General features: G+C 51.7%; 23 protein-coding genes. 8 read left to right on the plus strand and 15 right to left on the minus strand.

From position 1 onward, the window contains the following. Positions 1-105: 105 nt before the first annotated feature. Complete coding sequence (pdxR, locus tag OGY37_RS05140; RefSeq protein WP_149280884.1) at positions 106-1,581, plus strand: MocR-like pyridoxine biosynthesis transcription factor PdxR; 1,476 nt, start codon at positions 106-108, stop codon at positions 1,579-1,581. Between the two features lie 43 nt (positions 1,582-1,624). On the opposite strand, the gene OGY37_RS05145 is transcribed toward pdxR, so the two are convergent. From OGY37_RS05145 to OGY37_RS05160, 4 genes are all read right to left on the minus strand, one after another. Beyond that, a complete protein-coding gene (locus OGY37_RS05145) occupies positions 1,625-2,833 on the minus strand; it encodes a c-type cytochrome (RefSeq protein ID WP_286620286.1) in 1,209 nt (402 codons plus the stop codon). A 3-nt stretch (positions 2,834-2,836) separates the two neighbouring features. After that, the gene (locus OGY37_RS05150) at positions 2,837-4,729 is read right to left on the minus strand and encodes an NAD(P)-binding protein (protein WP_063941525.1); all 1,893 of its coding nucleotides are present in this window, start codon (positions 4,727-4,729) and stop codon (positions 2,837-2,839) included. 88 nt (positions 4,730-4,817) lie between these two features. Beyond that, positions 4,818-5,291 (minus strand): ester cyclase, encoded by a 474-nt coding sequence (locus OGY37_RS05155; RefSeq protein WP_063941524.1) that lies wholly within the window; start codon positions 5,289-5,291, stop codon positions 4,818-4,820. Between the two features lie 11 nt (positions 5,292-5,302). Continuing rightward, on the minus strand, positions 5,303-6,730 hold the full coding sequence (locus OGY37_RS05160; RefSeq protein WP_148362038.1) for a gamma-aminobutyraldehyde dehydrogenase: 1,428 nt from the start codon (positions 6,728-6,730) through the stop codon (positions 5,303-5,305). 315 nt (positions 6,731-7,045) lie between these two features. On the opposite strand from OGY37_RS05160, the gene OGY37_RS05165 reads away from it, so the two are divergent. Continuing rightward, positions 7,046-7,771, plus strand: a complete 726-nt coding sequence (locus tag OGY37_RS05165) for a FadR/GntR family transcriptional regulator (RefSeq protein ID WP_003832701.1) — start codon at positions 7,046-7,048, stop codon at positions 7,769-7,771. A 24-nt stretch (positions 7,772-7,795) separates the two neighbouring features. Next, the gene (locus tag OGY37_RS05170) at positions 7,796-8,494 is read left to right on the plus strand and encodes a cache domain-containing protein (RefSeq protein ID WP_003832700.1); all 699 of its coding nucleotides are present in this window, start codon (positions 7,796-7,798) and stop codon (positions 8,492-8,494) included. Between the two features lie 21 nt (positions 8,495-8,515). Here OGY37_RS05170 and OGY37_RS05175 read toward each other — a convergent pair whose 3' ends face one another. Continuing rightward, positions 8,516-9,997: an APC family permease gene (locus OGY37_RS05175; protein WP_003832697.1), complete on the minus strand. Its 1,482-nt coding sequence runs from the start codon at positions 9,995-9,997 to the stop codon at positions 8,516-8,518. Positions 9,998-10,328: 331 nt separating this feature from the next. On the opposite strand from OGY37_RS05175, the gene OGY37_RS05180 reads away from it, so the two are divergent. Next, entirely contained in the window at positions 10,329-10,469 is a 141-nt protein-coding gene (locus tag OGY37_RS05180; RefSeq protein WP_003832695.1) for a hypothetical protein, read from the plus strand. A 51-nt stretch (positions 10,470-10,520) separates the two neighbouring features. Here OGY37_RS05180 and OGY37_RS05185 read toward each other — a convergent pair whose 3' ends face one another. Continuing rightward, positions 10,521-11,414, minus strand: a complete 894-nt coding sequence (locus tag OGY37_RS05185) for a LysR family transcriptional regulator (protein WP_003832693.1) — start codon at positions 11,412-11,414, stop codon at positions 10,521-10,523. A 305-nt stretch (positions 11,415-11,719) separates the two neighbouring features. Here OGY37_RS05185 and OGY37_RS05190 point away from each other — a divergent pair, with 305 nt between their 5' ends. Genes OGY37_RS05190 through OGY37_RS05205 form a run of 4 tightly spaced genes read left to right on the plus strand, consistent with a single transcriptional unit; the run spans position 11,720 to position 14,825 of the window. Then, positions 11,720-12,553: an ABC transporter substrate-binding protein gene (locus OGY37_RS05190; RefSeq protein ID WP_063941523.1), complete on the plus strand. Its 834-nt coding sequence runs from the start codon at positions 11,720-11,722 to the stop codon at positions 12,551-12,553. Between the two features lies 1 nt (position 12,554). Continuing rightward, entirely contained in the window at positions 12,555-13,373 is an 819-nt protein-coding gene (locus OGY37_RS05195) for an amino acid ABC transporter ATP-binding protein (protein WP_149280881.1), read from the plus strand. Then, positions 13,373-14,158 (plus strand): amino acid ABC transporter permease, encoded by a 786-nt coding sequence (locus OGY37_RS05200; RefSeq protein WP_149280880.1) that lies wholly within the window; start codon positions 13,373-13,375, stop codon positions 14,156-14,158. Before OGY37_RS05195 ends, OGY37_RS05200 begins: the two co-directional genes overlap by 1 nt. After that, the gene (locus OGY37_RS05205) at positions 14,148-14,825 is read left to right on the plus strand and encodes an amino acid ABC transporter permease (protein WP_003029326.1); all 678 of its coding nucleotides are present in this window, start codon (positions 14,148-14,150) and stop codon (positions 14,823-14,825) included. The genes OGY37_RS05200 and OGY37_RS05205 overlap by 11 nt, the downstream gene beginning before the upstream one ends. 9 nt (positions 14,826-14,834) lie before the next feature. On the opposite strand, the gene ydhT is transcribed toward OGY37_RS05205, so the two are convergent. The 9 genes from ydhT to ttrS form a co-directional block, all read right to left on the minus strand. Continuing rightward, positions 14,835-15,647 carry a protein YdhT gene (ydhT, locus tag OGY37_RS05210; protein WP_149280879.1) on the minus strand — a complete coding sequence of 271 codons (813 nt, stop codon included), beginning with the start codon at positions 15,645-15,647 and terminating at the stop codon, positions 14,835-14,837. A gap of 3 nt (positions 15,648-15,650) precedes the next feature. Continuing rightward, positions 15,651-16,436, minus strand: a complete 786-nt coding sequence (gene phsC / locus OGY37_RS05215; protein WP_003832682.1) for a thiosulfate reductase cytochrome B subunit — start codon at positions 16,434-16,436, stop codon at positions 15,651-15,653. Beyond that, entirely contained in the window at positions 16,433-17,101 is a 669-nt protein-coding gene (locus OGY37_RS05220; protein ID WP_063941522.1) for a 4Fe-4S dicluster domain-containing protein, read from the minus strand. The genes phsC and OGY37_RS05220 overlap by 4 nt, the downstream gene beginning before the upstream one ends. A 64-nt stretch (positions 17,102-17,165) precedes the next feature. Beyond that, a complete protein-coding gene (locus OGY37_RS05225; RefSeq protein ID WP_286620291.1) occupies positions 17,166-17,831 on the minus strand; it encodes a YdhW family putative oxidoreductase system protein in 666 nt (221 codons plus the stop codon). A gap of 10 nt (positions 17,832-17,841) precedes the next feature. Continuing rightward, on the minus strand, positions 17,842-19,944 hold the full coding sequence (locus OGY37_RS05230) for an aldehyde ferredoxin oxidoreductase (RefSeq protein ID WP_286620293.1): 2,103 nt from the start codon (positions 19,942-19,944) through the stop codon (positions 17,842-17,844). A gap of 120 nt (positions 19,945-20,064) precedes the next feature. Next, positions 20,065-20,691 carry a ferredoxin-like protein gene (locus OGY37_RS05235; protein WP_003029338.1) on the minus strand — a complete coding sequence of 209 codons (627 nt, stop codon included), beginning with the start codon at positions 20,689-20,691 and terminating at the stop codon, positions 20,065-20,067. A gap of 493 nt (positions 20,692-21,184) precedes the next feature. Next, positions 21,185-21,394 (minus strand): fumarate hydratase FumD, encoded by a 210-nt coding sequence (fumD, locus tag OGY37_RS05240; protein ID WP_003029345.1) that lies wholly within the window; start codon positions 21,392-21,394, stop codon positions 21,185-21,187. Between the two features lie 92 nt (positions 21,395-21,486). Continuing rightward, positions 21,487-22,071: a tetrathionate respiration response regulator TtrR gene (ttrR, locus tag OGY37_RS05245; RefSeq protein ID WP_003836549.1), complete on the minus strand. Its 585-nt coding sequence runs from the start codon at positions 22,069-22,071 to the stop codon at positions 21,487-21,489. Then, positions 22,046-23,779 carry a tetrathionate respiration histidine kinase TtrS gene (gene ttrS, locus OGY37_RS05250; RefSeq protein WP_286620333.1) on the minus strand — a complete coding sequence of 578 codons (1,734 nt, stop codon included), beginning with the start codon at positions 23,777-23,779 and terminating at the stop codon, positions 22,046-22,048. Before ttrS ends, ttrR begins: the two co-directional genes overlap by 26 nt. Positions 23,780-23,856: the final 77 nt, after the last annotated feature.

Genomic DNA, 23,856 nt, shown 5'->3' on the forward strand with positions numbered 1-23,856 from the left:
CTCTACACCTTGTCCATTAATACATTTCGGTTGAATTACCCTTTAAATTTAGACGCCGTCTGGTACTTTAATCGAGAGCCAAATCGTTTTATTTTAAGGATCCAAATGCGTTCACTTGCCGGAGATGTGATCAAGCATGCATTTAATCAGCAGACTGACGAAAAACTACATCGCCGCCTGTATGCCGCCATTTGTAGTTGCATCCTCGAAGGTAGCCTGAAACCGGCTACCCGAATGCCTCCGTCGCGTGACCTGGCAGGAGAGCTGACGCTATCGCGCAATACCATCCTGCGGGTGTACGAACAGTTGCAAGCTGAAGGGTATATTTCCGCGCGCACCAGCAGCGGCACATTTGTGACCGACAGCGTGCTGGACAATCTCGACCTGCGTCCTGACAAAGAGCCTGTTACTGCCGCTCAGGAAGATCACACCCGTTTATCCGCCCGCTGCCTTGAGCTGTTAGGTAATGCCAGCGCCAGTCCCCGTCAGTGGGGGGCATTTATTCCAGGCGTACCTGATGTAGAGCATTTCCCGCACCGGGTGCTCAAGAAAATTCAGGACAGGCTGGCAAGACGACTGCGCCCGGAGTTTCTCACTTACGATGCAGCAGGCGGCATGAATGAGTTGAAAGAAGCTCTGGCAGACTATCTGCGCACCGCTCGCGGCGTACGGTGCTCACCGGAGCAAATTCTGATTACTGAAGGTATTCACCAGGCCTTGGATCTGGTGACCCGGACTTTATGCAACCCCGGCGATCACGCCTGGATTGAGGAGCCGGGCTACTGGGGAATCAAAAATATTCTTCGTATCAATGCGGTAAATTTTTCGGCTATCCCGGTTGATGAACAAGGCATGGTCCCGCCGGATGCAGGTGAAACACCGCCAAAACTTATTTTTGTGACACCGTCACATCAATACCCACTCGGTTCGGTCATGAGTCTGAGCCGCCGCCGGCAACTTCTCTTTCGCGCACGTGAAACGCGAAGTTGGATAGTGGAAGATGATTACGACAGTGAGTTCCGCTTTTCCGGTCAGCCGATTCCCTCTTTGCAGGGGCTGGAAGAAGAGACACCGGTCATTTACATCGGGACATTCAGTAAGACCCTCTATCCCGCACTGCGACTCGGGTATGTCGTGCTACCTAAATCGCTAGCCGCTCCGCTGAAAAAGGTTCATAACGACCTTTATCGTGGTGGACATCTGTTGATTCAGGCCGCACTGGCGGAGTTTATTCGCGAGGGTTATTACGCGGCACACATTCGGAAAATGCGTCAGCTATACAGTCGTCGTCGCCAGATGCTGGTAGAGCTTATCAGCCGCCAACTTGGTGAACATTTTCTTGGTTCTTTCAGCAGCAACGCCGGGCTGCATATGATCTTACAGTTACCCGCCGGGAGTGATGATGCGGTCATTGCCCAACAGGCGAATGCGCAAGGGTTGCTGGTGCGCCCACTGTCACGCTACTACGTGAATGAAGAGAAACGCAGCGGCCTGTTGCTGGGGTTTGCCAGCATTGAAGAGCATGAAATGACGGCGGCGTTTACCCGACTCGCGGATATTATCAGAGTAAACACCGTGTAAGCACTGCCGGATGGCGGTGCAAGCACCTTACCCGGCATACGATTTAATGTGACGCTTTTTTAACGCCAGCCAGGTCTTCCTGGCTTACTTCGCTATTTCCTTCACCCCAGCTCTTACGCACGTAGTTGATCACGTCGCGCATTTCGTTGTCGCTTAACAAGCCACCGTAGGCAGGCATCTTAAAGGAGACGCTGCCACGCGTTGTCGGTGTTTCTGCGCCGTGGGCAATCACTCTGAACAGCGGTGTCGGGTCATCAACCATCACCAGTGGATTGTTCACTAAAGAAGGCGCGTTATCATCCGTACCTTTCCCTTCCAGACCGTGACAAGTTGAACAGTAGCGGTTATAGGTCACTTTGCCCGCCTCAGGTGAATTCGACCAGGATGCTGTAGTCGCCGCAGCACGTACCGTTTCAGGCTTCTCACTTTTCAGGCTCAACAGATATTGGGCGATCGCCGTGGCATCTTCGTCGGTCAGATACTGTGTACTCTGCGTGACGACTTCAGCCATCGAACCTGAAACCGCGGCATGCTTGCTTTTACCGGTCAGCAACAGCGATTTTAACTCCTGCTCAGACATACCGGTGCCCCGCAGCGAAGGGGCATACCAGCCGTCGATCATCGCGCCGCTCAGGTATTCGGCATCAGCATTGGTATACGCTTTTTCGTTCATCGCCATGCCTCTCGGGGTATGGCACGAGCCGCAATGTCCTGGACCTTCCACCAGATAAGCGCCCCGTTTTACCAGGGCTGCATTGTCATCCGTTTTCGCAGTTTCTACTGTCGCCGCTGGCGCATCGGTAAACAGCCAGTTCCAGATATGCAGCGGCCAGCGGGCGGAGAGTAACCACGGAATGGCATTCTCTTTATTGGGTTGCGCAGACGGAGTGACATCATGCATAAAATAGCGATACAGCGCCTGAACATCCTCGTCAGAAAGTTTTGCGTAAGAGGGATAAGGCATGGCCGGATAGAGCGGATGACCATCTTTGGCAATCCCCTGCCGTACGGCCTTTTCAAAATCCTCGTAAGAATAGTTACCAATACCCTGCGTCTTGTCTGGGGTAATATTGGTCGAATAAATATCCCCCACCGGAGTAGGAAACTTTTTGCCTCCCGCCATCGCCGCGCCACCTTCAGCGGTATGACAGGCGACGCAGTCTGAAATTCGCGCGATGTATTCACCGTTAGATTCAGCAGCGGAAACCGAAGCAGTAAATAAACAGGCGGCGAGAATGGTTACGTTACGCATAGATCACCCCATATCCTTGAGTTCATTAACCGCACGCCATGCCTGATCGATTGCCGTATGGGCATAAGCACTCCAGTCAGAATCGGAGTTAGCGATGGCAATGCGACCGACTGGCTGACGCGCCCGCTCGATGATCTCTGGCATTTTATCCATATCATCGAACAGCGAGTTGGCGTAGTACGCATAGCCATGCGCCCAGCGGTTAACCGTAATGGCGGAGATATCGCGTTGATTATCAAATCCGGTTGAGCCAAACATCTCCTGCAACTGGGAGCGAATCATCTCCTCATGCGCCGCAAAGGTGGTCCCCAGCAAATAGGCTCGTCCCAGACGGAACTGCTCTCTGGCCGAGAGGTTACTGCCCGGATAGGTCGGCACATAGACCATATGAATGACCATCGGATCGTCCGGGGAGGCCGGATGTTGATACCCACCAATACTGACCGGATAGTCGAGCTTGACCCTGCTATAAGGTGCCGCCGGAGAGTAAAACTCATGTACGCCAAGCTGTTTGAACGCCTGCCAGTTTTTGACCACCACGTTGGTGTACACCAGCGGTGCTTTCACGTTCAGTTTAAGATCCGCCTGCTGCTGTTCCGGCATCTCAGGCACCAGATACGGGATCATCATGTTATAACCCGCCATGATGGTGTTCTTACCGCGCACACGGTGCATTTTACCGTCACGCAGATAGGTCACCGCCACGCCATCCTGCACGTTGGCCGCATTAATCACCGTGCTGTTCAGGCGCAGGCGCGTGGTGTTTTCCGGCAGATCCAGCTTTTCGTAATGCAGTCTGGCGAGGACAGAGTCTTCCATAGTGTTGCCCGGTAGCGCATCCGGCAGCATATACCTGACTAACAGTCGCGCTAACCCGGCGTTACCGTCCGGGAAGTGGTAAACATACGGCTCTTCGAGGTCAGCCAGCGACTCACCGTCCAACGGCGGTAACCCCATCCCTTCCATGCCGGGTAAGGCGCACGCCCTGGCATCGCTGCAGGAGATGCCTTCAATACCGATGGCAAAGAAGTCGTTGGAACGCTGCTGGAAATAGAGCAGCGCCATTTTGCTCAAACCCACTTTTGTTGCTAAAAATTCACTGTAGCTGTGGGTATCCAGCCATTCCATTTTCTCATCGACCGTCATCCCCGGAAGGTAATCGCCAGGACGCACGTGCAGGTCGATCAGCGCTTTTCTGTCGTTCTCACTTAGCGGAAAATCATTGATAAAGTCTTCAATTTTACGCCCATTGAGCCTGTCCGGCGGAATATCATCAGATACCGCGCGGCCCGGATCGCCGCTGACGATTTTTGTTTCGCCAAAATTCTTCTTGTCGAAGAAAACGCCGCGACTGAGCTGCCAGTCGGGGTAGAAGTTTACGTCAAAACTCTCTTTTAACCGCGTGACGCTGACGCCCACGGTTTCCATCAGCTTTTGTACTTCAGGGCTGAAATTATGCGCAGGGGACTGGAATGCTTCGCTGCCACCATAACCGAGTAATTTCTTACCCGAGCTGGTAAATTCATTGCGTTTGGCGTGTCCACCAAAGTCGTCATGATTATCGAGGATCAGGATCCGGCTATTTTGCCCGGCAACTTGACGCCAAAAACAACCGGCAGCTAACCCGCTAATACCGCCACCCACAATCACCAGATCGTACTCTTCCTCAACGGGCAGAGCGTTTAAATCAAAATGTTTATGCTCGCGACCTAGCGCATGCGCCATTTCAAACGATCCAGGATGATTACCTCGCAGCCCCGTCAGCGCAGGAGGATAATAATTTCCATCTATAAATGCGTTTCCCTTTCCTGCCGCCCTGACCCACTCCAGCGGGGTAAGTCCCGCCGCAATAGTCACCGCGACGCCGTTGAGAAAATCACGTCTGGTAATTGCCATTAACTTTTTTCCTTATTGCTACACACTGCCTTTAATACGACACAAATAAGAGAGATACCCCTTCTTATTTATAAAGGGGTACAACCGACTACTTCACTGGCTTTAACTCTTCATCCAGTTTTTTAGAATCATAATAATCACCCTGCCAGGTGATTTTTCCTGCTTTAACATGAATATAGCTGACGCCTTCAAATTTGATCGGATTATTTGTCGGCGGACTCCCTGCCCATTCACCACTATTTTTGCCTGAAAATTCCCAACGAAAGGCCACGGTGTCTTCATCGTAGACGGGCTTGCCGACCATTTTCCAGCTAAGATCTGGAACCGCCTTAATAAAAGCGCCGATAACCTCTTTTTCTGCTTTTTCCCTGCCGTTTACCGGTTCTCCCGCGGCGGCATCATAATAGACCGCATCATCAGCAAGAAATTGAGCGGCTCGCGAAGCATCATGCGCATTCCATGCCGCCATATACTCTTTTACGGTATTCAGCGATGTACTTTCTGCCAGGCTATAGCCCGAGAACATCACTAATGAAAGCACCGCGAGTTTTAATGTTTTCATCGTAATCCTCTCTATTCAGAAATGTCGCACATGATATGTTTCACCCGAGTGTATTCCTCGAGCGAATAAGATGAGAGATCTTTGCCATAACCCGATTTTTTGAACCCGCCGTGCGGCATTTCGGCGCACAGAGGAATGTGATTGTTAATCCACACCGTGCCAAAATCGAGGTCAATGCTGAAGCGTTGGGCGCGACCATGATTACTGGTCCAGACGCTGGCGGCAAGACCATACTCCACATCATTCGCTTTGTGTAGTACCTCTTCGTCAGTAGTAAACGACTGAATAGTCATCACTGGGCCAAATACTTCATGCTGAATAGCTTCATCATTTTGATGCACTCCGGAGACGATCGTCGGCTCAAAATAGAAGCCAGGACCAGGCCCGACGCGCCCACCGGTTTCAATTTTCGCATGTGCCGGTAAACGCTCAATAAAGCCTTTCACCTGCTCCAGCTGATTCCGGCTATTCAATGCACCGTACAGTGCATTTTGATCTTCTGGCGGCCCAAATTTGATTCTTTTTGTTTTCTGGATCAGTTTTTCCAGAAACTCAGCGTAGATAGATTGTTCTACCAGAATCCGCGTAGCCGCTGTGCAATCCTGCCCGGCATTGAAAAAGCCTGCTGTGGTGATCGTCGCAATCGCCTTGTCCATATCCGCATCGGCGAACACGATTGCGGGCGCTTTCCCGCCCAATTCCAGGTGTGCTCGGGTCAGGTTTGCCGCCGCCGAAGCCGCAACCTGCAAACCCGCACGGACCGAACCGGTAATAGAAACCAATGAAGCCTTCGGGTTTGAAACCACCAGCGAACCAGTGCTGGCTTTGCCCAACACAACGTTAAATGCCCCTCTCGGGAACAACGGTGCGGCCAGTTCAGCCAACAGCAGCGTACTGACTGGCGTGGTGTCGCTTGGTTTTAACACCACAGTGTTGCCTGCCGCCAGCGCTGGTGCAATCTTCCACACCGCCATCATGAACGGGTAGTTCCACGGCGTCACTTGCCCAACAATACCCAACGGTTCACGACGAATGGTTGAAGTAAATCCTGCGGAATATTCTCCAGCCGCCTTTCCTTCAAGACAGCGCGCCGCACCAGCAAAAAAGCGGATGGCATCGCAAGATGCCGCGATCTCCTCTTTCTCAATAAAATGGCGAAGCTGACCGGTTTCCTGGCTCTGCGCGGTTACCAGTCGCTCAACGTTGCGTTCAATCTCATCGGCCAGCCGCAACAATGCTTTTTGCCGCTGTGCCGGCGTCGATTTTCTCCAGATGCTAAACGCCGCCTCCGCTGCTGAGTAAGCCTGCTCTACCTCCGCCTCGTTAGCGTTGGGAGATATTGCGTACGTTTCACCGTCAACCGGACTCACCAGTTCGAAGCTATCTTCGCTACTGCCTGCTACATAGTGCCCATTAATAAAATGCTTCAGGGTTTTCATGTTTGTCTCCTGCCAATTAATACATAAAGAATCTTATGTAATATATATATTGTAAAATTTTTTCAAATGCGCAACATTGACACTATGATAAGCCTCGCATTTTTAACTTAATTTTTACATTTTCAGGATGAGGCTTTTTATTGCCAGCTGACGCGTTACGCCCAGCTCATCATAAGGTTATCGGGACACACATCCGCTTGTGCAGTGACGTTGCGCCCAGGCATGTAAAATAACTCGGCCATTCTTACCTTCCTTGCCCGACGGGCATGTGTTAAAAATGGTCGTTGTTTCAGGGAATTGAGTACAGAAAAGATTATGATTACTCACGCGGTCATATTTGCGCCTATCGGGCAGGTCAGTCGTTCAGACCAGATAGTCCAACGCCTTTCAAATGCCATTATCACGGGGTTGCTGGAGCCAAAAGAACAGCTCCCCAACGAAACTGATTTGGCAAAGATGATGGGTGTCTCACATATCACTATCAGAGAAGCGCTAAACACGCTTCGGGCTAATAATCTTATCCATACGGTTCGTGGTCGTAATGGCGGGAGTTTCGTTTGCGAAAATATTGATGGCAAAAATAGCGCCCTGCATCCGTTCAAGGCGATCAGTACGGATTATCTGTCTGATCTGGGTGAAATGCATTGCGCCATTATTAGCCATAGCGCGCGGCTGGCTTCCCGACGGATGACCGGTGCGGATATCGCCAAATTTCGCGAGTTTGTCGAGGTGCTCAGAAAGGCAAACTCACCTGAGTTGATGACCCAGGCCGATATGCGTTGTCTGCTGGCGATTGCCGCAAGTTCGCATTCAGCGCGACTGGCCAATCAGGAGCTGCAGGTTCAGGCTGAATGGGCATCGCTGGTGGCGATACTTTATCGCACAGACAGTATTCATGCAGAAATTACCGCGCTTTATTCGGCGCTGGCCGATGCGCTGGCTGCTCACAACGAGGCAGAGTCAGTACAGTTTGCCACGCGGATCATCGACACGTTTACCTACTACCTTATTGAAAAAAAGCTGAAATATAACTCGAACTGACAATCAGTGAAGGCAGGACAGACAATGAGCTCTTCGACATCCCTAAGCGCATTAATTCGTAAAATTGATGACATTACTGTTTCTACCGTAGATTCTACCGTTGCGCTGGCGAGGAGCATCCATGAGGCGATTTCAGGGGTACAAAAGGCCTCAGCCGAGGTCGTTCTCGACCCCTCAGTCAGATCCACCGTTCAACAGCACATCAAGCGCACGCTCAATAACAACCATTACTGCTCAGGGGCGGGATTCGCCAGCCATATTGAGAGCACCGCAACCACAAAAGAGTATTGGTTGCTGGAGTGGTGGTATAAGAAAGATAATGGTTTGAGCCAGGCGCATCTGGATTTGGATCAGGCCACGCAACAACGACTGGACTTCAGAACCTTTGAGTGGTTTAAGCATTCTCCTCCGGCTGGCAAAGCCTATATCCACGGTCCCTACGTCGACTATATTTGCAATATCTCCTATACCCTGACGTCAGCCGTCCCGGTCTACTACAACGATCAGTTTCTCGGTGTTGCCGCGGTCGATCTGCTGGTCAGTCAGATAGAAGCCGAACTGCTTTCCTGCGCCCATCCTGACTATGTGATTCTGACTAATCTGGAAAACAGGATCATTTTCTCCAGTTGGCCACGTTTTCGCGTGGGTGAATTGCTGTCACCTGCAAACAGTACAGTGGTGTATCAGAGCGACTACTTTATCCTTTATCACTATCAAAACTAAGGGCCCGAAGGCCCTGAGTTTTTAGTTATCCTGCCCCATATTGAGCTTATTGGCGTAGGCAATGGCGTCGTTTTCCGGCGCCGCTGAACGACCAAACGGACGGGTCAGGAACATATAAATAAGCCCCGAGCCAACAACAATCGCCAGGCCGAACAGGACCGTCCAACGGTCGATGAAGTCGCTGCTGTCTGCCGGTTGCGCCAGTAACCAGATCCCGCACAATCCGTAAGCTAACGCCAGCACATTCACGATTACGCCCCAACCGCCAATGGTCCACTCCCCCGCCGGTTTCCAGCCTTTCAGACGCTGACGCAGCGCGGCCAGCACAACCATCTGGAACGAGATGTATATCCCGATTACAGCAAACGCGGTGATACGCGACAGGTTATCTGGCTGGAAATAAACCCAAACGCAGATAATCACTGGCAGCAGGCAACTGACGACCATGGCATTATCCGGAACACCATTTTTAGAGATTTTGGCCATCCATTCACTTCCCGGCAGCATTCTGTCGCGGGAGAAAGAAAAGATAAGACGGCTTAACGCAGCCTGCAGAGACAAAATGCACGACAACATGGCGATAATTGCGACGACGATAAAGACAGTTGCGCCAGTTTCGCCCAGAGCTTCATTAAGGATTGCAGGGATAGGATCGGACGTTTTGCCATTCACGATGCTGACCAGATTCGGTGAAGCCAGCAAATAACCCATAACAGAAATAATGGCGGAAATCGCGCCGAATACGATGCTTAAAATCATCGCCACCGGGATCTTTTTACTCGGATTCTGCACCTCTTCCGCAACGTTACCGCAGGCCTCAAAGCCAAAGAACATAAACAGCCCCATCAGCGCAGCGGACATAAATGCGGTGGAGTAGCTGCCGTCATGCGCCAGCACGCCCATCGAGTCAAAAATCACAGAGAACGGCTGCGAACGGTGGAAAATCAGCAGATAAATCCCCAGCGCGATCACGCTGACAATTTCACACCAGAAACCAATTTTTGCCACCCGGGCCAGATTTTTAGTCCCGGACATATTAACGGCCATCATCAACAGCAGCAGCAGGACAGAAGTCACCAACATCGTGGCCGGCGTCTGACCATAGTGGAAGAGTGATTCAACAAACGTTGATGTATATTCCGCGATCGACGTAATGGTGACTACCAGCGCCCACAGGTAGATCCAGGCGGCGATCCACGCATACTTCTTGCCCCACAACCTTCTGGCCCAGGGGTAAAGCCCGCCGGTTATCGGATACTGGGAAGCAACCTCACCAAACACCAATGCCACCAAAAGTTGCCCACATGCGACGATTAAAATCCACCATACTGCGGGCGGCCCCGCCAGCGTTACGGCCAGCGCAAACAGCGAATAGACGGCAGTAAGCGGCGACAGGTAGGTAAAACCCAACGCAAAGTTTGAAATAAGACCTATCGATCTATTGAACTGTTCTTTGCCATCTTTTTGAAAATTATCGTTTTTCTTATCAGGTGTCTGTTCCATATAGCTTTCTCTTTTGTGGAATAGTCGCAGGGTTGAACGATTAATGTATAAAAGATATTAAGTTATATGTATAGTGATTTTGTCGCAGATTTGTTAAAAATGATCGCGCATCACGTTAATGAAAAGTGGAGACAAAACGGTAGAGAGAGCGAGAATTTTGCGGTATTTACAACCAACGATTCTTTAGCAATTGCGAACCATAGGCTATTTTGGCGGATAAATACGCACAGCGGATTGCGTTCGATGCTAAGTAGCAAGAATCGCTGCTGTTAAGCAACATTTTTGCAATATAATAACGCGATGTTAAACGCTGAACCTGAGCAGGTGAATGATGGAAATTGATCTCGATAATCTGGTCTTTGATGGACTGGAAGAAGCGCAAGAGCGTAACGCTGAACGTCTGGAAGATGCAGACAAGAAAGCGCAGGAAATTATTGCTGATAATGACTGCGGCGACGCCTGCAAAATCTGATTTCCAAACCGGCGTAATGCCGGTTTTTATTGCCTGTTTAAGCCACCCGCTTCAGCCCGTATACCGCAACGCCTCAATCAGTTGCGCAAAAGCGGCGGTATGCTGTTTTCGGCTGGGATAGTACATATAATAGCCAGGAAAAGGTTCACACCAGTCCTCTAACACTTTTTCCAATGCCCCCTCAGCAACAGCCTGTTCGACGGTGTCTTCCGGCACAAAAGCCAGCCCCATTCCCGCCATCGCTGCGCTAATTCGCGGAGGTAGATTGTTAAAAATAAGCTGCCCTTCCACCCGTACGCGCAAATCTTGCCCGTCTTTAGCAAACTCCCAGGCGTATAATCCGCCCAACGTCGGCATGCGCATGTTAATACAGCTGTGATTTTGCAGGTCATGAGGGGTTTGCGGTTTGCCATGACGAGCAAAATACGCCGGTGACCCCACCACTACCATGCGCCAGTCCGGGCCAATTCTTATGGCGACCATGTCTTTTGCCACCTGCTCACCGAGCCGAATACCCGCGTCATAGCGGCCAGTCACAATATCCGTCAGACTATTGTCGATGGTCATTTCCACATTCACATCAGGGTAAGCCTGCAAAAACGGCTCCAGCGCGGGCCAGACGGTAGATTGCAATGCATGTTCGCCCAGCGTCAGGCGAATGTTACCGGCCACGCGCTGACGGACATCGGTTAATGCCAGCAGCTCTGTTTCAATGTCATCAAAACGCGGGCTGATACTGTTGATAAGCCGTTCTCCGGCTTCGGTCGGCGCAACGCTGCGCGTGGTGCGGGTCAGAAGCCGTACATCCAGCCTCTCTTCAAGCCCACGAATCGCATGGCTTAGCGCGGATTGCGAAACCCCAAGTTTTGCCGCTGCCCGGGTAAAACTACGCTCGCGGGCAACGATAATGAGATAATAGAGATCGTTAAAATTATCACGCAGCATGCTTATCCCCACTCCAGACCTGTTGTGACATATGGTACAGGTCCGGAGGGTATTCCAGTAGCATTTCTGGACATTAGCACAACTCAATCTTATTCAAGCGTGCTCTCTCACAAAAACAAAATGCGAATTATTACCAGGCTTATGCACGATTTTACCTTTCACTCATGCATTATTTTCACCCGCTATTAACACATCCTTCACTAATAACATTTTGTATATAGATAAGAATTTTTTCTTATTTTGTCCCAACCGTAAGTTATGGGAGCGTAAAAAGCACAAACCAAAAACTACAGGGATTTCATACAATGATGGCAACGAAAACGTACCGCGCTAAAAAAACACTGCTGGCATTGGGCGTGCTGCTGGCCTCAGGACTTACCGTCTCGCAGGTTCAGGCTGACCAACTGGCCGATATCAAAGCTGCAGGCGTCGTAAAAGTCGCGACATTTGACGCGAATCCTCCGTTTGGCTCCGTCGATGCCAAAACCCATAAGATTGTCGGCTACGACGTTGATTTTGCCGAAGCGCTGGCCAAATCCCTTGGTGTAAAACTGGAACTGGTGGCGACCAATCCGGCAAACCGCATTCCGTTATTACAATCCGGTAAAGCTGATTTAATCGTCGCGGATATCACGATTACACCTGAACGGGCGCAGGTAATAAATTTCTCCGTCCCTTATTTTGTTACCGGCCAGCAGTTCCTTGTGCCAGCAAAATCTCCGGATAAGCTCGATGAATACAGCAAGGCACGCATCGGCGCGGTAAAAGGCACTACTGGTGAACAGGCACTGCATCAGCGCTTCCCGCAGTCGCGCGTGGTGGCCTACGACGACATCCCGCTGGCGTTAACCGCGCTACGCAACGGCAATGTTCAGGCCATTACCCAGGACAGTACGATTCTGGCCGGTTTATTAGGCGGTGCGCCGGATAAAGCCGATTTCAAAATTCTGCCGGACCTGCTGAGCAAAGAAGAGATCGGCGTGGGGGTGAAAAAAGGTGAGCCAGCGTTGTTAAAAGCCGTCAACGATGAGCTTTTGAAGCTGGAATCTACCGGGCAGGCGGCCAAAATTTATGATGTCTGGTTTGGCCCTGAAACCAAAAATCCGCAACCCCGCGCCTTTAAAATAGAAGCCAAGTAATATGCTCTCAGCCCTTTTTCATCGTTCCGCAGCTTCGGCTGCGGATTTTACCCATTTGCGCCAGGCGAGCGTCGAACTGCGCAATGTGATTAAACAGTATGACGCTCATTCCGTCCTTAACGGCGTTAGTCTGGAGGTTGAAGCCGGTGAAGTGGTGACCATTCTGGGGCCTTCCGGCTCAGGAAAGTCCACTCTTATACGTCTTATCAACCAGCTTGAGTCGCTCAGCGGTGGCGAAATCTTCATCGATGGTAAACCGATTAGCCAGTTGCGCGGGGCGGCGTTACGCCAGCTACGTAGCCGTATCGGTTTCGTATTTCAGCAATTCAATCTCTATTCGCACCTGACTGCGCTACAAAACATTGCTCTGGCGCTGGAATATGTTCACGGCTGGAACAAGACGGAAGCGGATCGTCGGGCTCTCGAGTTGCTGGAAAAAGTAGGACTGGCGGAAAAAGCCAACGCCTATGCCGCGCAGTTGTCCGGTGGGCAGCAGCAGCGCGTGGCCATCGCCCGCGCACTGGCTTCATCACCGCAAATTATTCTGTTTGATGAGCCCACTTCCGCGCTGGATCCGGAAATGATCGGCGAGGTACTGCAGGTGATGAAAAATTTGGCCCACAGCGGTATCACCATGATCGTCGTGACCCACGAAATGCATTTCGCCCGCGAGATTGCCGATCGGGTGGTTTTCATCGATGGTGGCGATATTCTTGAAGTGGCCCCGCCGGAGGATTTTTTCGTCCGACCACAGCACCCAAGAACCCAGCGTTTCCTGAAAAAAGTGCTCGACCCGTTACACCAGGAGTCATCATCATAATGCATGCAATGGACTGGCAGGGAGTGCTGAGCGGGCAACCCCTGCAATGGATAATTTCTGGTTTTCTTACCACGCTCTGGGTAACGCTGGCAGGTATCGTGCTCGCCACGCTCATTGCCATCTCACTGCTCGGCCTGCGCCTGACAGGCAATCGTCTCGCTAAAGCGATAGTCGGGGTGTGGGTCTCGATGTTTCGCAACACGCCTTTACTGGTGCAACTGATGTTCTGGTATTTTGCCGCCTGGAACTGGCTCCCCCGTAACGTCATTAGCTTTATCAATGCCGATCATCCATGGTCAATTCTGCCGGGTGATGTCTGGTGGTTAACGCCGGAGTTTATCTGTTCAGCATGGGGACTGGGCGTATTTACCTCAGCATTTTTGGTTGAAGAGATCGCCTCTGGTTTACAGGCTGTTTCTGCCGGACAACGCGAGGCTGCCGTGGCGCAGGGGTTTTCATCCTGGGCGATATTTCGTCACATTCTGCTGCCTCAGGGACTGGCAAACGCCTGGCAACCGATTGTTGGGCAATATCTCAACCTGATGAAGCTTTCCTCGCTTGCCAGCGGTATTGGATTTGCTGAGCTCACCTACCAGGTACGGCAAATTGAGAGCTACAACGCGCACGCGCTGGAAGCCTTTGCCGTTGGCACCGCACTTTATCTGTTTACCGGCATCGTGCTGGGTATGCTGCTTACGCGTCTTGGCCCGCTGCCTGCGTCGGATAAATCATCAAAGGTAAGAATGCGCATCTTCAGCGTCAGGGGCATACTGCATGATCGCTAATATTTCGGTCATTACCGACAATCTTGACTATCTCCTGTGGGGCCGTGTAGCTGAGGGGCAACCCGGCGGCGTCCTGCTCACTTTGCTGATGGCTATCGGTGCGGCTTTGCTGGCGCTGCCTGGCGGGATCGTTCTTGCCTGTTGTGCCTGGCGATTTCCGGGCGCGGTTCGCAACGGATTGTTTATCTGGGCGGAATTTATTCGCGGCATTCCGCTCATCTTTGTGATTTTCTGGATGTGGTATTTGCTACCCATGCTGACCGGAAGCGATCTGCCCGGTGCCGTTACCGTGACACTGGCGCTGGCATGGTTCACCGCCGCCTCGGTGATGCACTCGGTGTATGCTGGAATTAGCGCACTGCCTGGCGGGCAATATGAAGCGGCAGTTGTTCAGGGTTTTCGCCCGGATCAGGCCCTGTGGCTTATCTTGCTGCCGCAGGTGCTGCGTAACGTACTGCCGTCGCTGACAGGGATTTTTATTGGGCTACTGAAGGACACGTCACTGGCGTTTATTGTTAACGTGCCGGAACTCACGACGGTTGCCGGTCAGGTTAACAGCCGGGTGCAGATCTACCCCGCTGCCATTTTTATCTTTACCGGGCTGGTCTATTACCTGCTGTGCTTTAGCCTTGAAAAAATCACCCAGCGCCGATTCGCACTAAAATGACCTCTCGGCTCAACATTCCACGAACTGATGGTCTTCGTTGAGCCGATATTTCACGCCCGCCCGAATGTTATTTTCCCCTTCAACGGCAAGCGCAAAACGCATTCTTTTGCCATCGTGATAAGCCAGCGCCGCACATCCGCCGGGACCAAGAATTATCGAGTCGACAGCACCGGTACTGGCAACAACGGCGTTCTCTCCGCTGGCAATAATGTGGATATTGTCCGCGCAGTTAGCGATTTTCGCCTCTGCGCCAAAACAGGCCAGCTGGGTTAAATCACCGCTACTGGCAATCCGGTTTCGGTCGCCGAGCGAACTGATACGTACGCGCATGCCGGTACTGGCGATACGCGTTCCGTCACCCACGCTGCTGATACGCGCCGAGTTTCCCGCAATCGCTATTCGCCCGCGATCGCCTGAACTGCCGATATGCGTGTTATAGCCTACACTGCCAATCCGTGCGCTGTAACCGGCACAGGCGATCTGCGCAGCATACCCGGCGCTGGCAATTTTAACGTTGTCACCCGCACTGCTAAACCGGGCATAATCTTCCGCACTCGCCAACGGACGGCTGGTTTCCCCCGCGGCTTGCTCACAGGAAATATTCCCCATTGCGTCAATATCCTGCTGAGCAAAACTCGCCTCTTCCCGCCATTTTGACCAGCCGTATTCCACCAGGCTATTTGCCCAATCGGTATACCCTTCCCGCTGGAGCGCGCGATGAACATCGGCATAGCTTCCTCCTGCAGGAAACGCGCGTAGAAACCAGCGGTACATGACGGGCCCAACACGCCAGGCCCGTAAGTCACTTCGCGTAATCATCATCGCTTAATGCCGGTGGTAGCCATCCACCATACACTTGAAGGTTTCGCCCGGCGTGCGACCCGTAGTGCAGAGATAAAGATGCCCAAAAATGAAAAACAGACTGACTATTGCCAGCGCAAAGTGCGCCTGAAGTAGCCAATAACGCACCCCGGGGAACAGATCGCCGACGGCCGTCGGGTAAAGCGATAACAATCCAGTGATCAGTAGCAGTGGCAACAAACCATACATCACGCCAACATAGGCCGCCTGCTGTAACGGATTAAACTTAGAGCGAGGTGAGGCCGGAAATGGGTGTGACTCGCCCTGCATAATGCCAAACAGGTAAAAACGAGTTTGTCTTTGCGCGCGTGCGATCCAGCCCTGACGTTGAATAATATAGTGATGTCCGTTGCCGCCAATCAGGTTGATCAGCACAAAACCAATCCAGCAGGCAAGTAGCAAAAAGCCACAAACCTCATGAACGGTAAGCAGGCTTTTCATTACCGGTGCGCTGACGGCAGAGAAGTGATTGACCAGGCCACTGACCAAAAGTAGCAGAAACAGCAGCGCATTCGACCAGTGCCACAAACGAACAGCCTTCGAATATAAATAGACCTTCTCACCGTGCCCTGCCGACGCTTTATGTGCCGCCCGAAAGCGCAGCATGGCGTGAAGCGCCAGCACCAGCCACATTCCCACCAGCATTAACCCGGCAACGACTAACCACACAGGCCAGTAGTCCGGTGAAAACAGGGGAACATACTGTGCAAGCTGGGCGTGAAACTGTTCGGCATTCTGCGACGCGTTCATACATTTTCCTTTTTAATCAAATGTTGACCGAACCGACGATACAGATGGGGTTTCCCGGCGCCTGCAAGTTGATATTCGTAATACTTGTTTTCTCGCAACCAGGTCTGAATTTCCGGGCTATCTTCACGACCGAAAATCAGCGCATGTTCCGGGCAAGCGTTAACACAGATCGGAGGGAAACCTTTCGCCAGCCGAGATTCTGCACAGAAGTCGCATTTATCAGCCACTTTGGTTTGCGGGTTTAGATAGCGAACCTGATAAGGACACGCACCAATACAGTAACTGCAGCCAATACAGGAAGACGTATCTACTCGCACAATACCGTTCTCATCTCGCCAGGAGGCACCGGTCGGACACACCTCAATACAAGGCGCATCATCACAATGCTGGCAGGACTGACGGAAGTAGTGATACAGCGTTTCGTTGTCGTTGTCCGAGACTGGAATATGCGCTATCGACAAACGGCTGCCCTGGGCAGGAACATGGTTGGTTTTCCTGCAAGCCCGGGCGCAGATATTACATCCGTTACACAGTGATTCATCGTGAATCATGACGTAACGAACGGCTTTAGGGCTCCTGGTACTCGCTAACAGATTTTGACCTGGACCGGTGAAAAAAATCACCGTCCCCATGCCAATGACAAATTTTCGTCGGGTGAAGGACATCGGGTTATCCTCTAATACTGTGACAGTGGTCGTCCACACGTTCCATGACATCAACCTGAATAATTCAGGGGTTCTGATACTGCTCAACCTCAAGCCATTCACACAGGCCGTACGCTTTGCCATAACTCATAATACGTTCGCTAAACAGATAAGGCTCCGCATTTGACGATTCCACAGTACGTATATCCGCGTAATCGGGATGCGTTTCCATGGCCGTGAGCGCCGCTGTAATCTGTTGAGACTCAAAGCTGTACGGCGGTTGCGTCAACATGGCGACCTTATAGGGGCGAGGATACGTTCGACAGTCGAAGCGTACCGCCTCGGCAATCGCACGGCAGATGTCGTTTTCCACCACCTGCACGCACATGTCGGCGTAGTTTGCCGTCATGGTTTGCGTTGAGTAGAAATAGACATCTTCCGCCCCCTGCACACGGGTGATATCCGCATTATTCGCGTCCTGGCACAGCACATCCAGCAGCGCGGAGAGATCGGCTTCAGGGACCGTATAAGGTGGCTGCAGAAACACGCTGCGCGCTACCAGGTGCCCCGATGCCGAATGCTGGCGGATAAAATCTGCCACAATCGACTCCGGGCTGGCGGCTTCCTGAACCTGCGGCGCAGTCACCTGCTCGACCGGCGGGTGAAACGCCTGTAGCCAGTGTCTCTTTTGGCTATCAACCTCGTCAGGAATCGCCTCAACGGGTGCCTGAACGTTGCTCACGTTAGTCATCTCGCGTTCCTTACGCTGGCAACAGATCCTGCGCAGCCAAATCGGCTGCCACATCTTCAAGTCCGAGTCGGTTCAGGGTTTCGCGCGTTGGGCAACCCAACTCGGGATCCCAGCCCATTTCCTGATAGAACATCGTCAGTGACTGACGCATATCCTCCCTGTCCATCTTGTCGGTGCCTTCGGTGAAGACCGGAATTTTCGGATCTTTATCAAACACCCAGGAGCAGATAAGATCGTGTTCATTACGCATATCTTTGGTTTGCATCAGTTTGACCGTATAGGCACGATGCAGGGTAAAGATGCGTTCAGCGGCCAGGTCCAGACTCGCCTGCGTGGTTTCATCACCAGTGACTGCCTGGAAGAATTTCGCTTCCAGATCCAAATCTCCGCGATAGTTGCGGCTCTTGAGTGGTGAAACCGTCATTGGCCAAACCCAATTACACAGCGTAACCGCGTTATGCAGGCAGACTTTCAGCAGCGTCCATTTGGCATATTTGATCTTGGCGGCATTGATCGGGGTGTAATTCTTGGTCTCGTCGTAGGCGTCCTGCGACCCAAATAACTCGCCCGCCACTTCGCGCTGTAATTTCAGCGGCAAACCGGAACCGATGAAGTTGATATGGGTGTGCGCCATACAGTCACGGTTAAACATACAGTTGGTGATCGCCCCCACCTGCGCCGAGGCTTCGTTTGCATGGTGGACCGGAAAACCAAACGGCGACCACAGTTTATTTTTGGCATAACCCCAGTACTCTTCGCCCAAATCCCAGCGTTCAGCAATGGCATACGAACCGTCCGCAAGATGACTGAGTTCCCCCACGCGATGCGCCAGTCGATAGTAAAAATCTTTGATAAAGTTAGGATCGCCCGCCTCCAGTTGATCCCAACGGATCTCCGCGTACTCTTCGGCTGGCAGCACGCGTTTAAAGACACCTTTCGAATAGCAGTAGGTAAAGTCACGGTGCAGCTGGCCGTAGTTACACCAGATACCGTAATCGTCAAACAGGTTCAGTCCGATCAGGTTCCCTACGACTCGCCCATCGTCTTTATCGTCAAAATCTTTCGGGCCATTGGGGAAAATGGTGGTGTGAACAAAGTTCGCCACGCAGGTGTTGCCGCCGGTACTCGGCACGCCAAAATCCTTCACCCGCGGGACATTGAGCTGCGACATACAACGAATAGGGCATGAATGACAGCCGCTCATTTTGACCGTGTATTTTTCTGCGGCTGGACCCAGATCGAACACCGATTTATAGGTACGGAAACCCACCGTATTTTGGTTGCCCGGCGGGATTTCACCGGTTTCGATTGGCCCCCCTTCTGCCGCCCCCCAGAAAAGTCCCTTACGGGCTGTCCAGCGCGAGTTTGGCGAAGAGTATTCTGCCCAGGCCTGCGGGGTGCTTGGCACAACGTGGTTGTTGTTGGCGCCGATAAGCTCGGTCATCATGTAGTCATTGAGACGCTTCATCTCTTTACGATCGGCAATGTTGACGCCTTTAGTCCCTTCTACCGCAATGGCCTTCAGGTTTTTCGACCCCATCACCGCACCCGTACCGGCGCCGCCGCTGTGGTTGCGGCTGTTGATCATGCAGGACAGTGGCACCAGATTCTCACCCGCCTGCCCAATAGCGGCAACGCAGGTTTCCGGGCTGGTAATCCGGCAAATCTCTTCGGTTGTAGCGCGAGTCCCCTTGCCCCACAAGAAATCGGCTTTTTCGATACTGACTTTATCGTCTTTGATGTTGATCCAGACCGGTGATACGGACTTGCCTTCAATAATAATGGCGTCGTAACCGGCGAATTTCATTTGTGCAGCAAAGAAACCGCCCATATGGGCATCTACGACTAAGTTACCTTTGGTAAACGTCGATAAGGAGGTGATATTGACGCGGGAGCTACAGGGAGCGCCAGACCCCGTCAATGGTCCGGTGGCAAAAACCAGTTTATTCCCTTCATCAAAAGGCATGGTGCCTGGCGGGACTTCGTCGTACATAATTTTATAACCAAAGCCCATCCCACCGACAAATTTTTTAAATTTACTGGAATCTTCAAGGGTGATATTACCCGTAGTGAGATTGACCCGTAAAATATTACCTGTCCAACCATTAGCCATCATGTTTTCCTTTGCAAGAAGGTTTAATAGATATACCCGCCATTCTTCAGGCAGCTTTTTTATCCAAAACTGCAGTATTTTTGGTAATTAATGGCGCGAATCAGGTATGCCTGTTATCTATCAAACAGTAATATCTTTCCACTCGATAATTTTTAATGCTCCAGTCGGACAAGCATTGGCGCATTCCCCGCATAACACACATTTTGAGGACTTTTTCGTTTCGGTATTTACGGTCGCCATCATCCACGGGCAGGCTGTGGTACACGCGCTACAGCCAATACAGCGTTTGTGGTCCACCGCAATACAACCGTCTTCCTGTTTCCAGGTAATTGCACCAATTGGGCAGACCTTCATGCACTGCGGATCTTTGCATTGCCGGCAGGTATCAGCGGTATAGTTTAAATCGCCATACAGCCCACCACCGGACCCGACGCCATCATCGCCAAAGAAGAAATTGCGATGGATTTTTATCCGGGAAAAGAAGGTCCCTACGGCACCATCGTTATAATTGGTACAGGATATTTCACAGCGGTGACAGCCCGTACAGCGGGCTCGCTGGGTCACCAGAACCCCTTTCGGCGTATTGATAAGCCCCACGGTCCCACTATCGACATCTTCCTGCTTACAACCAAATAGGGATAACAGCGCGGGGGCAATCGTTAATCCCGCTAGTCCTTTCCCTGATATCCGCAGGAATTCTAGTCGCGTTAAACCACAATCTAAAAATGGACGATCAACCTGGTTCATTTATTTCGCATCCTCTTCGCAAATGCTGTGGTAGCAACACATCCAGGCTAATTTAAACCAGCGCAGCTCAAGCCATATCGGGCGGTTAATGTTGCCAACAACACGTAAATTTTTGCCCTAACCTGATCGCGTAAATGACGGTGGTTAAACTGAATGAATCTAATCCTTTAGGGTTAGGCGCAGAAATAATGTGGTTATTCAGCATGCATAGTCTTGATCGTCATCAATTAAAAAACGGAAGGGATATAATTAATGCGGAGTGAGATTTATTATCATTAAGAAATGGAGTGTAATAGCAGCCCATTTAAATTACAAATATTTGTGAAGCCTCTCACAAATATAATACTGCACGATCATCGGTATATAAACAAATATATATCGATTTATAATTCTCTACAAGAATTTATTAACGAAGATAAATTATATAGATTGATAGATTAACGTAATGAGAATAAGAGGACGGCGAGAGAAACTACCGCCCTCTTTTTGTGGATTAACCGGCCAATGCTTTAATTACGGTCTCAATAGCCTGTTTTTCTAACTCACTGCGCTTCACACGCTGGTTAGCAAGGGTGGTTCTCAGCACTCCCGCAATGACGATATGCTTAGGCTCTTGTCCCAGATCGCGCATTTCCAGCACTACTTTACCGACTACTCTGCACATTTCACGGTACAACTCGTCGTCTTTCGTCTGATTTCCCATTTTTGCCCGCTCGTCATTAACTCAAACCAACAGCATATATCACTCTGAGGATTTAGACAAAATTCAATGAAAATCAAATAAATGTCATCATTCTACTGAACTCGCTGAAGTCGATTAACAAGCTCAGCAAGACTTCCTGCCTGCATTTTTTCCATCACCCGCGCCCGGTGCACTTCAACCGTACGCACGGCAATATTCATGGCATCAGCAATTTCCCGATTCATTAATCCTTTTGCAACCAGATGCGCCAGTTCCCGTTCTTTTGGCGTTAGTTGTTGATAGCAGCAGATGATCTCTTGTCGCGAGAACGCCGCTGCCGAGACCTGCAAGGCATGTTCTAATGCTGCCTGCAGCGGCACGGCTGACACCGGTTTTTGCAAAAAATCGACCGCGCCACGTTTCATTTGTTCAACCGCCATCGGTACATCGCCATGCCCGGTGAGAAAGACCACCGCCAGCGTGCTTGCTTTCTGACGCATGATTTCATGCACAGCGTGCCCATCCAGGACCGGCATACGCATATCCAGCAGTAGTACGCCCACCTGGTGCAGATTTGCCTCGGCGAGGAATTTCTCGCCTTGCTCCCAGCAAGACACCTCATATCCCAGACTTTCCAATAAAAACGCACAGGCCTGGGTGACGGCAATGTCGTCATCCAGCAGATGAATTATCGCCACTACGGTCTCCTTCCTGATTTGGTTTAAAATACAATGTCACTCTCGCCCCCGCTTTGCCGTCCGGAGCCTGCTGATTTTTGATCTCAATATCTCCGTTTGCGTAGCGCACCAATCGCTGACAAATGGCCAGCCCTAGTCCCATACCTTCTTTGCGGGTGGTCATAAACGGCTGAAACGCCTGATACAACTGAGCCTCGTCAATGCCTCCGGCATTATCCTGCACCTGAATACGCACGCCACCATCCTTGTGCAGGGCGCTAAACCATACTGTCGTAGCGCCTGCCTGGGCGGCATTGAGTACCAGATTAGCCAGCACCTGCTCAAGAAGAACGCTTGGCAGCATCAACGTTAACGCCTTACTAACCTGCGTGTGCAGCGTTATCGCCGGGAATTGCTGGCGCATGCGCAGTAATTGCCAGACGTGATGGATAGCATCGTGAACGTTGATGGCTTGCCAGTCATCGGTGAGTACCGGATTGCCCTGTGCCTGGCTGACCCACTGCCGGAGATTGCGCAGCGTATCGGCTCCTCGTTGCGCCTGGGCGTCTATGTGCTCAAGCGCGGGCAGCAACGGATGCTGCTCATCCTGACCACGCAGGCGAATCAGACAGCCTTGGGCATAATGACGGATAGCAGACAACGGCTGATTGAGCTCATGGGCAAAACCGGAGGTCATCTCCCCCAGCACGCTCATTTGGCGGGCAGTCTCCAGCGCCTGTTCCTGTTTGTGCAACAACACGTTGTTCCGCTCCAACTGCCTGCCGCGTCGGCGAACCAACAGCATCACCCAGATGTAATTGAGCGTAAGCAACAGCAACACGATGACCACGCCCCCCATCGCCAATCGGTGTTGAATAAACCAGCTTTTGACATCCAGCCACAACTGACGCTGCTGCGGATGCTGGCGGACGTCGCGCAGCAACGCTTCTACTTCACGGGTCGAGGCGGGCGCGCCCCAGCGAAACGCCGCGTTTTGCGGTGCATTGAACAGTACCCGCGTGACGCGATCGGCCAGCTCGTCACTCACTGCAGGTAGTGCGGCAAATGACCAGTCCGGATAGAGCGGCGTACTGGTTAAACAGGGAATTGAAGTCGGATGATTCAACACGGTCATAAAATCGGTTTTACGGATGAGGCCTTCTTCATCCATTTTTTCCAGCAGGCACACCGGCACGATCACCGCGTGCACGGCTTTTTCACGTAATAAATAGAGTAAGGCATCGGCGGGAAATCCGGTAAACGTCAGACGTAAATCACGTTCAGGGCGCAGACCGGCATCACTGAGCGCTTTATATCCCAGCAAATAGCCGCCAAACGCCTGAGCATCAATGGCGCCAACCGTTTTGCCGATCAGATCGTGTGCGGAGGTTAACCCGCTGTCGCGCCTGACGAGAATGGCGCTGCCAATCACGTTACTGGTGGCTTTCCCACCACGGGTGGAGCGTAACGACGCCAGCCAGCGTAGCGCTGAGCGGCTGTTAAGCTGGACAAACTGCGCCGGATTGGTGACCACAAAGTGTACCGTGCCACGATTCACCGCCTCCTGCATCTGTCGCAGGTCCAGCGGTTGAATATGAAACTGCTCACCGGTGATTTGCTGATTCAACAAGGTTTCCAGCGGCTGCCAGTGATTACGTGTAGAAACCTCCCCGCGCATCGCCAAAACGCCAATGTTCCATGTCTGCGCCCTGACCGCGCCGCTTAGCATCCACAGCGACGCCAGCACCGTCAGACATCTTACTACGTTGCGTCCCACTCAATTATCCCTGTCAATTATGTTGTTTT

Origin of the sequence: Citrobacter sp. Cpo030 (assembly GCF_030333005.1) — a bacterium.
In the GTDB taxonomy this organism is placed as follows: Bacteria; Pseudomonadota; Gammaproteobacteria; order Enterobacterales; family Enterobacteriaceae; genus Citrobacter; species Citrobacter portucalensis.

What these genes read in the sequence shown, in the direction of transcription:
- pdxR (WP_149280884.1), top strand. Translation starts at nt 106, where the DNA reads ATGCGTTCACTTGCCGGAGATGTGATCAAGCATGCATTTAATCAGCAG.
- OGY37_RS05145 (WP_286620286.1), bottom strand. Translation starts at nt 2,833, where the DNA reads ATGCGTAACGTAACCATTCTCGCCGCCTGTTTATTTACTGCTTCGGTT.
- OGY37_RS05150 (WP_063941525.1), bottom strand. Translation starts at nt 4,729, where the DNA reads ATGGCAATTACCAGACGTGATTTTCTCAACGGCGTCGCGGTGACTATT.
- OGY37_RS05155 (WP_063941524.1), bottom strand. Translation starts at nt 5,291, where the DNA reads ATGAAAACATTAAAACTCGCGGTGCTTTCATTAGTGATGTTCTCGGGC.
- OGY37_RS05160 (WP_148362038.1), bottom strand. Translation starts at nt 6,730, where the DNA reads ATGAAAACCCTGAAGCATTTTATTAATGGGCACTATGTAGCAGGCAGT.
- OGY37_RS05165 (WP_003832701.1), top strand. Translation starts at nt 7,046, where the DNA reads ATGATTACTCACGCGGTCATATTTGCGCCTATCGGGCAGGTCAGTCGT.
- OGY37_RS05170 (WP_003832700.1), top strand. Translation starts at nt 7,796, where the DNA reads ATGAGCTCTTCGACATCCCTAAGCGCATTAATTCGTAAAATTGATGAC.
- OGY37_RS05175 (WP_003832697.1), bottom strand. Translation starts at nt 9,997, where the DNA reads ATGGAACAGACACCTGATAAGAAAAACGATAATTTTCAAAAAGATGGC.
- OGY37_RS05180 (WP_003832695.1), top strand. Translation starts at nt 10,329, where the DNA reads ATGGAAATTGATCTCGATAATCTGGTCTTTGATGGACTGGAAGAAGCG.
- OGY37_RS05185 (WP_003832693.1), bottom strand. Translation starts at nt 11,414, where the DNA reads ATGCTGCGTGATAATTTTAACGATCTCTATTATCTCATTATCGTTGCC.
- OGY37_RS05190 (WP_063941523.1), top strand. Translation starts at nt 11,720, where the DNA reads ATGATGGCAACGAAAACGTACCGCGCTAAAAAAACACTGCTGGCATTG.
- OGY37_RS05195 (WP_149280881.1), top strand. Translation starts at nt 12,555, where the DNA reads ATGCTCTCAGCCCTTTTTCATCGTTCCGCAGCTTCGGCTGCGGATTTT.
- OGY37_RS05200 (WP_149280880.1), top strand. Translation starts at nt 13,373, where the DNA reads ATGCATGCAATGGACTGGCAGGGAGTGCTGAGCGGGCAACCCCTGCAA.
- OGY37_RS05205 (WP_003029326.1), top strand. Translation starts at nt 14,148, where the DNA reads ATGATCGCTAATATTTCGGTCATTACCGACAATCTTGACTATCTCCTG.
- ydhT (WP_149280879.1), bottom strand. Translation starts at nt 15,647, where the DNA reads ATGATGATTACGCGAAGTGACTTACGGGCCTGGCGTGTTGGGCCCGTC.
- phsC (WP_003832682.1), bottom strand. Translation starts at nt 16,436, where the DNA reads ATGAACGCGTCGCAGAATGCCGAACAGTTTCACGCCCAGCTTGCACAG.
- OGY37_RS05220 (WP_063941522.1), bottom strand. Translation starts at nt 17,101, where the DNA reads ATGTCCTTCACCCGACGAAAATTTGTCATTGGCATGGGGACGGTGATT.
- OGY37_RS05225 (WP_286620291.1), bottom strand. Translation starts at nt 17,831, where the DNA reads ATGACTAACGTGAGCAACGTTCAGGCACCCGTTGAGGCGATTCCTGAC.
- OGY37_RS05230 (WP_286620293.1), bottom strand. Translation starts at nt 19,944, where the DNA reads ATGGCTAATGGTTGGACAGGTAATATTTTACGGGTCAATCTCACTACG.
- OGY37_RS05235 (WP_003029338.1), bottom strand. Translation starts at nt 20,691, where the DNA reads ATGAACCAGGTTGATCGTCCATTTTTAGATTGTGGTTTAACGCGACTA.
- fumD (WP_003029345.1), bottom strand. Translation starts at nt 21,394, where the DNA reads ATGGGAAATCAGACGAAAGACGACGAGTTGTACCGTGAAATGTGCAGA.
- ttrS (WP_286620333.1), bottom strand. Translation starts at nt 23,779, where the DNA reads ATGCTAAGCGGCGCGGTCAGGGCGCAGACATGGAACATTGGCGTTTTG.